Here is a 7,557-nt window from a genome sequence, read left to right on the forward strand (position 1 = left end):
ACCATTGGACATCGAACATTTTTAACGTCCTTTGGAGCTCCCATGCACAAGTCCTTGCTCTGCGCTTCGCTGTTCGGCCTCGCGCTCTCAGCCCCGCTCGCCCATGCCCACACCGCCGGTGACATCCTCATTCGGGCCGGTGCGATCACCGTCAACCCTGAGGCTGACAGCTCCAGCGTCAAGGTTGATCAGGGCCCGCTGAAAGGCGCCGATCTGGGTGGCAAGGCCACCATGAGCAGCGACACGCAACTGGGCCTGAACTTCGCCTACATGATCACCAACAACCTGGGGATTGAACTGCTGGCGGCCACGCCGTTCGAGCATGACGTGAAGCTCAAAGGCACCGCGCTCGGCGCCGCCAACGGCAAGCTCGGCACGCTCAAACACCTGCCGCCAACCCTGAGCCTGGTCTACTACCCACTGGATTCCAAGTCCGCGTTCCAGCCGTACATCGGCGGCGGTATCAACTACACCTGGATCTACGACGAACACGTCAGCAGCGAAGCCGCCGCCAACGGTTTCAGTAACTTCAAGGCGGACAGTTCCTGGGGTCTGGCCTGGCAGGTCGGTGCCGACTACATGCTGACCGACAACGTAATGATCAACGCCCAAGTGCGTTACATCGACATCGACACCACCGCGACCGTGGAAAACAACGCCGTCGCACCGGGCACCCGGGCCAAGGTCGACGTTGATGTGGACCCGTTCATTTACATGGTAGGTTTGGGTTACAAGTTTTAAACCCACTGCAAAAAAAAAAGGCGCCTCGACAGGCGCCTTTTTCATTGATCGTTCCCACGCTCCGCGTGGGAATGCCTCACCGGACGCTCCGCGTCCGCTCTTGGGACGCGGAGCGTCCCTCGCTGCATTCCCACGCGGAGCATGGGAACGATCTAACCTCAGTGCCCCAGCAACCGCGCCAGGCCAACACTCATCGGAGTCTGCTGCGGGTAGGTAAACCGCTCCAGCAAACGCCGGTTGTTCGCCCGAGAATGGCGGATGTCACCGGAACGCGCCGGGCCGTAGCTCACGGGCGGCAACGTGCCGACCACCGTCTCAAGGGCTTCAAGCATTTGCTTGAGACTCGTCGCCTGATTCCAGCCGACATTCACCGGCCCGACTTCGACCTGCGGCTTCTCGATGGCTTGCACCAACACGTCCACCAAATCCCCGACGTAGACGAAATCCCGAGTCTGTTCGCCATCGCCGAACACGGTGATCGGCAAGCCTTTCTGCGCGCGTTCGCTGAATATGCTGATCACCCCGGAATAGGGCGAGGACGGATCCTGACGCGGGCCGAAGATGTTGAAGAAGCGGAAAATCACCGGTTCCAGATCATGCTGGCGGCGATAGAAATCGAAGTAATGCTCGCTCGCCAACTTATCTGCCGCGTACGGGGTCAACGGTGCCTTGGGCGTGTCTTCGTCAATCGACTCGCCTTCGCCATTGTTGCCGTAGACCGCCGCGCTGGACGCGAACAGCACCCGCTTGACGCCCGCCTGACGCATGGCTTCGCAGACACTCAGCGAACCGATGAAATTGCTCTGATGGGTCTTCACCGGATCGTCGACCGAAGCCTGCACCGAGGCCACCGCAGCCAGGTGCGCTACCGCGCTGCAACCGACCATCGCCTGCGCCACGCATGCAGCATCTGCTACGTCGCCCACGATCAATTCGAGGAGGGGATTGTCCAGCGGCAGGTTGCTGCGTTTGCCGGTAGAGAGATCATCGAGAATACGCACCGAGTGACCTTTGGCAAGCAAGGCATCGGTCAGGTGCGAACCGATGAAACCGGCGCCGCCGGTGATTAAAACAGGGCCTTCAGCCATGACGATAAAACCTATCCAGTAAGCCTGGGAGTGCCGCGCGCCAGGCGCGGGGCTTGATCCCGAAAGTGTGCAGAATTTTCTTGCAGGCCAGCACCGCATGTTGCGGTTCTTCAGCGGCGTCGGATCGCGCGGCGTGAGCCTGTGCGGTCGGCGCTTCGACAGCCAACGGGTGCAGGGCGCGTGCTTCGGCAAGAATCGCTTGCCCCAGTGCCAACGGCGTGGTCGCCTCATGCCCGGCGTAGTGGTAGGTACCCCACAGTGGCGCCGCGCAATCGAGTTGCTTGAGCACCGAAATGATCACCCGGGCGGCGTCGTCCACCGGCGTCGGATTACCGCGACGGTCATCGGCCATCAACAGTTCCTCAGCTTTCTCGGCCCGGGCCAGGAACCGCCCCAGGGTGCCGTCGGGGCTGTCATCGAGCAGCCAGCCAAACCGCAACAGCACGTGTTGCGGACAGGTGGCGCGCACGCTTTGCTCGATTCGCCACAAGGCCTGACCGCGCAGTCCCAGTGGTACGGGTTCGTCTTTCTCGCTGTAGGCGGTCGCCCGGGAGCCATCGAACACGCGATAACTCGACGGTTGCAGCAGCACAATGTTGTGATGCTGGCACAGTTCGGCCAGTCGCTCGATGGCTCGCTCCTGCCCGGCCAGACGCTGTTCGCTGACAGTCTCCGCCTGGAACCAGTCAAAGTAATAGGCGAGATTGATCAACGCATCCGGACGGGTATCGTCGAGCAGTTGCGTGAGGCTCGCGGCGTCCCAGCCGTCTTGCGGGGGGCGGGGGGCGAGGAAACCGATGTCTTCTTCCGCACCGAGGCGAATCAGCGCCTGCCCAAGGGCATTTCCGCCGCCCAGTAACATAAGGCGCATTCGCATAGAGTCAGCAGGCCCAGTCTGATTGGAACGATGGCTTTATCGACAGCGCCCGCAGGCGATGCCCTCAATAATTTCCGGAATCGTTGCATTTTGCGGGTTTAGTGCGCAACCGTCATCCGTAAAGTGTAGTTCCCGGGGATTTGTGGTGCTGCTACTGGCCTCATCGCGGGCAAGCCCGCTCCCACAGGGATCTTCTGTGAATGCAATATTTGTGAACAACAGAGAACACTGTGGGAGCGGGCTTGCCCGCGATAGGGCCCTGAAGGCCGGCAAAGGTCGTGAGCGGTACTTGCATCTTCCCCGACTCGCCCGCATAAATCAGGACATGAATCTGCCCATCCCCACGGACGCTGCTCTGGCAGGCTTTCATCCTGCCGTCAGCGCCTGGTTCAGCAACACCTTCGCAACGGCCACCGCCGCCCAGGCCCGGGCGTGGCCGTTGATCCGCCAGCGCCGCTCGACCCTGATAGCCGCGCCCACCGGTTCCGGCAAGACCCTCACGGCATTCCTCGCCGTGCTAGACGATCTTGTCCATCGTGGCCTGGAGAGCCCGAACGGTCTGCCGGACGAAACCCTGGTGGTCTATGTTTCGCCGCTCAAGGCACTGTCCAACGACATTCGGATCAACCTGCAAAATCCGCTGGCCGGCATTACCGAACAGTTGCGGGTGATGGGGCTGCCCGACGTGCCGATCAGCACCGCCGTGCGCACCGGCGATACGCCGCAAAAAGAACGCTCGGCCATGCGTAAAACAGCACCGCACATTCTGGTGACCACTCCGGAATCCCTTTACGTGCTGCTCGGCTCCGACTCCGGCCGGCAAATGCTCGGCACCACCCACACAGTAATCGTCGATGAGATTCACGCCATTGCCGCCAGCAAACGCGGCAGTCATCTGGCCCTGAGCCTGGAACGCCTGCAGGCGCTCTGCTCGCAACCGCTGGTGCGTATCGGCTTGTCTGCCACGCAAAAACCCATCGAAGCGGTGTCGCGTTTTCTGGTCGGACGTGATCGCGACTGCGACATCATTGACATCGGCCACGCCCGCCCACGGGATCTGGACATCGAAGTGCCGCCAGTGCCGTTGTCGGCAGTGATGGCCAACGACGTGTGGGAGCTGGTCTACGATCGCCTCGCCATCCTCGCCCGCGAACACCGGACCACGCTGATTTTCGTCAACACCCGGCGTCTGGCCGAACGTCTGAGTCGCCACTTGAGCGAACGCCTCGGCAAAGACGCCGTTGCCGCCCACCATGGCAGCCTGGCCAAGGAGTTTCGCCTGGACGCCGAACAACGGCTCAAGCGCGGCGAGCTGCAGGTGCTGATCGCCACCGCCTCGCTTGAGTTAGGGATCGATATCGGCGACGTCGACCTGGTGTGCCAGATCGCTTCGCCGCGCTCGATTGCCGGGTTTCTGCAACGGGTCGGCCGCTCCGGGCACCAGGTCGGCGGCACGCCCAAAGGCCGGTTGTTTGCCACCACCCGCGACGACCTGATCGAATGCGCCGCCCTGCTCGATTGCGTGCGCCGTGGTGAACTGGACACGCTGCAGATCCCGGAAGCGCCACTGGACGTGCTGGCCCAGCAGATCATCGCCGAAGTCAGTTGCCAGGAATGGCACGAACAGGCGCTGCTGGAGATGCTGCGCAAAGCCTCGCCTTACGCCGCGCTCGACGAAAAGCACTATCAGGCCCTGCTGCAAATGCTCGCCGAGGGCTACAACGGCCGCCTGGGTATTCGCAGCGCTTATTTGCACCGGGACGCCGTAAGCCGCACCCTGCGCGGCCGTCGAGGCGCCCGGCTGACCGCCGTGACCAGCGGCGGGACGATTCCGGACAACGCCGACTACAGCGTTCTGCTGGAACCCCAAGGGCTGAACATCGGCAGCGTCAACGAAGACTTCGCGGTGGAAAGCATTGCCGGGGATATCTTTCAGTTGGGCAATACGTCGTATCGAATCTTGCGGGTCGAAACCGGCAAGGTACGGGTCGAAGACGCCCAGGGTCAGCCGCCGACCATTCCGTTCTGGCTCGGTGAAGCGCCGGGGCGCAGCGATGAACTGTCGTTCGCCGTGGCCCGCCTGCAAGCGCAACTCGATGAGCGGCTCGGCGCCACGCCCGGCAACTTGCAGCCCGCCGTCGACTGGCTGACCGAGGTACTGGGCTTGAACCTCGCCAGCGCCGAGCAACTGGTGGATTACCTGGCCCGGGCGCGCCAGACCCTCGGCGCCTTGCCGTCGCAAGACACGCTGCTGATGGAGCGGTTTTTCGACGAGTCCGGCGGTACGCAACTGATCATCCATTCGCCATTCGGCAGCCGCATCAACCGCGCCTGGGGCCTGGCCTTGCGCAAGCGTTTCTGCCGCACCTTCAATTTCGAATTGCAGGCCGCCGCCAGCGAGGATGCCATCGTGCTGTCGCTGTCCACCGGTCACAGCTTCGAGCTGGAGGATGTCTGGCGTTACCTGCACAGCAACAGTGCCGAACATACCTTGATTCAAGCCGTGCTCGAGGCGCCGCTGTTCGGTGTGCGCTGGCGCTGGAACGCCGGGGTCGCCCTGGCGTTGCCGCGCTTTAGCGGTGGGCGCAAAGTGCCGCCGCAAATCCAGCGGATGAAAAGCGAAGACTTGATCGCCAGCGTGTTTCCCGATCAGCTCGCCTGCGTCGAAAACCTCGCCGGCGAGCGCGAGATACCCGACCATCCACTGGTGGAACAAACTCTCGACGATTGCCTGCACGACGCCATGGACAGCGAAGGCTGGCTCGCGTTGTTGCGGCGCATGGAACAGGGTGACATTCGACTGATCAGCCGCGATCTTCCGGCCCCCTCGCCCTTGGCAGCGGAAATCCTCAGCGCCCGCCCCTACACGTTCCTCGACGATGCGCCGCTGGAAGAACGCCGCACTCAGGCAGTGCTCAACCGCCGCTGGAGTGATCCGCAGTCCACCGATGATCTCGGTGCGCTGGACGCCGACGCGATCACTGCAGTGCGTGATGAAGCCTGGCCTACGCCAACCAGCGTTGATGAAATGCATGAAGCGTTGATGAGCCTGGCGTGCATTACCGAGACCGAAGCTCAGGCCAACCCGGATTGGCTCGATTGGCTGAATGCCTTGGCCGACAGCGGCCGCGCCAGCCGCTTGCAGATCAACGCTGTGCAATCGCTGTGGTTGGCGCTGGAGCGACTGACCTGCCTGCGGGCGATTTATCCACAAGCCATATGGGTTCCACCGTTGGCGGCATTGCCCGGTTTCGATGAAACCTGGGAGCCGGACGAAGCGGTGCTGGAACTGATCCGCGCACGGCTCAGCGCGTTTGGGCCATTGCCGCTGAAAGCAATTGCCGGACCGCTGGGCTTACCGGCGGCTCAAATCACTCAAGCCTTGGCCCAACTGGAGCGCGAAGGCTATGTCCTGCGCGGGCAATTCACTCCAGGCGCCCCTGATGAACAATGGTGTGAACGGCATCTGCTGGCGCGGATTCATCGCTACACGGTCAAACGGCTGCGTCGGGAAATCGAGCCGGTGGCGTTGCAGGATTTCATGCGTTTTCTGTTCGATTGGCAGCACCTGTCCGCCGCGAGCCAAGGCCAGGGTCGCGCGGTGTTGCCGGCGATTATCAGCCAGCTCGAAGGCTACCCCGCCGCTGCTTCGGCGTGGGACAGCGACATTCTGCCGGCGCGGCTCAAAGACTATTCGGCGAGCTGGCTGGATGAGTTGTGCCGCAGCGGCAAACTGGTCTGGACCCGCCTGACCACGCGCAACAAGAGCGCCAGCACGGCATTGCGCAGCACGCCGATTTTATTGCTGCCGCGCAATCAGGTCGGGTTGTGGAGCGGCTTGACCGAGCAGACGCCGATCAGCGAACTGTCGCCCAAAACCCAAAAAGTCCATGCAGCGCTCAACCAGCATGGCGCACTGTTTTTCGATGAGCTGATCCACGAAGCCCATCTGTTGCGCTCGGAACTGGAAATTGCCCTGCAGGAACTGGTGGGTGCCGGGTTGGTAAACGCCGACAGTTTCGCCGGCCTGCGGGCGCTCATTACCCCGGCCAGCAAACGCCAGAATCGCAGCAGTCGACCTGGGCGCGGCGCCTATATGGGCGGGATGGACGATGCCGGACGCTGGGCCTTGCTGCGCCGCGGTGCTGCCGCGCCGATTGTGGATAAGCAACGTCCCGCGCCTACGCCCGGCGAAACCCTGGAACACATCGCCATGACCTTGCTGCGCCGTTACGGCGTGGTGTTCTGGCGCTTGCTGGAACGTGAGGCAGACTGGTTGCCGAGTTGGCGGGAATTGCTGCGCACATTTCATCGGCTCGAGGCCCGGGGCGAGATTCGTGGCGGGCGGTTTGTCAGTGGCCTGGCGGGGGAACAATTTGCGCTTGCGGAGGCGATTCCATTGCTGCGCGAAGTCAGGCGACGACCGCACGATGGGAGTCTGATCGCGGTGTGCGGGGTGGACCCGCTGAACCTCGCCGGCACCCTGTTGCCAGGCGCGAAAGTGCCGGCGCTGGCGAGTAATCGACTGGTGTATCGCGACGGCATTCCGGCCGCCGCCGAGATCGCCGGCAAGCAGCAGTTCTGGCTGGAGCTCGATCCGCAGGCCAGTGGCGAGGTACGCAATAAGCTGACGCGTCATAGCGCCCTGTAGGAGCGAGGCTGAACTGGTCAACTAATTTTGGACACCAGTTACGGTTTCATGCTGCCAGTTTCTCCATAGCTACCGGCGACCGGTAGTCGTTGTAGCTATGGAGCCTGACGTTGTTGTAACGCATCACATAACGCTGCACATCCACCCGCGCCTCATGTTCCGAGCGGTAGCCATCTTCTGGCACCCACTCTGACTTGAGG

At 62.4% G+C, this 7,557-nt stretch carries 4 protein-coding genes; 2 read left to right on the top strand and 2 right to left on the bottom strand.

Annotated features, from left to right (window positions below):
* Positions 1-42 precede the first annotated feature (42 nt).
* The gene (locus FHW68_RS21385) at positions 43-741 is read left to right on the top strand and encodes an OmpW family protein (RefSeq protein WP_095630564.1); all 699 of its coding nucleotides are present in this window, start codon (positions 43-45) and stop codon (positions 739-741) included.
* A gap of 158 nt (positions 742-899) precedes the next feature.
* Here FHW68_RS21385 and FHW68_RS21390 read toward each other — a convergent pair whose 3' ends face one another.
* Both FHW68_RS21390 and FHW68_RS21395 read right to left on the bottom strand, forming a co-directional pair.
* Positions 900-1,829 (bottom strand): NAD-dependent epimerase/dehydratase family protein, encoded by a 930-nt coding sequence (locus tag FHW68_RS21390; RefSeq protein ID WP_183682961.1) that lies wholly within the window; start codon positions 1,827-1,829, stop codon positions 900-902.
* Positions 1,822-2,706 carry a sugar nucleotide-binding protein gene (locus FHW68_RS21395; RefSeq protein WP_095630566.1) on the bottom strand — a complete coding sequence of 295 codons (885 nt, stop codon included), beginning with the start codon at positions 2,704-2,706 and terminating at the stop codon, positions 1,822-1,824. The genes FHW68_RS21390 and FHW68_RS21395 overlap by 8 nt, the downstream gene beginning before the upstream one ends.
* Positions 2,707-3,031: 325 nt before the next feature.
* Here FHW68_RS21395 and FHW68_RS21400 point away from each other — a divergent pair, with 325 nt between their 5' ends.
* Positions 3,032-7,357, top strand: coding sequence for a DEAD/DEAH box helicase (locus FHW68_RS21400; RefSeq protein WP_183682965.1), 4,326 nt, complete (start codon positions 3,032-3,034; stop codon positions 7,355-7,357).
* Positions 7,358-7,557 lie beyond the last annotated feature (200 nt).

The sequence above is a fragment of the Pseudomonas sp. Tn43 genome, assembly GCF_014192635.1.
In the GTDB taxonomy this organism is placed as follows: Bacteria; Pseudomonadota; Gammaproteobacteria; order Pseudomonadales; family Pseudomonadaceae; genus Aquipseudomonas.

Coding starts and splice junctions, on each gene's coding strand:
- FHW68_RS21395 (WP_095630566.1), bottom strand. CDS start 2,706: ATGCGAATGCGCCTTATGTTACTGGGCGGCGGAAATGCCCTTGGGCAG.
- FHW68_RS21385 (WP_095630564.1), top strand. CDS start 43: ATGCACAAGTCCTTGCTCTGCGCTTCGCTGTTCGGCCTCGCGCTCTCA.
- FHW68_RS21400 (WP_183682965.1), top strand. CDS start 3,032: ATGAATCTGCCCATCCCCACGGACGCTGCTCTGGCAGGCTTTCATCCT.
- FHW68_RS21390 (WP_183682961.1), bottom strand. CDS start 1,829: ATGGCTGAAGGCCCTGTTTTAATCACCGGCGGCGCCGGTTTCATCGGT.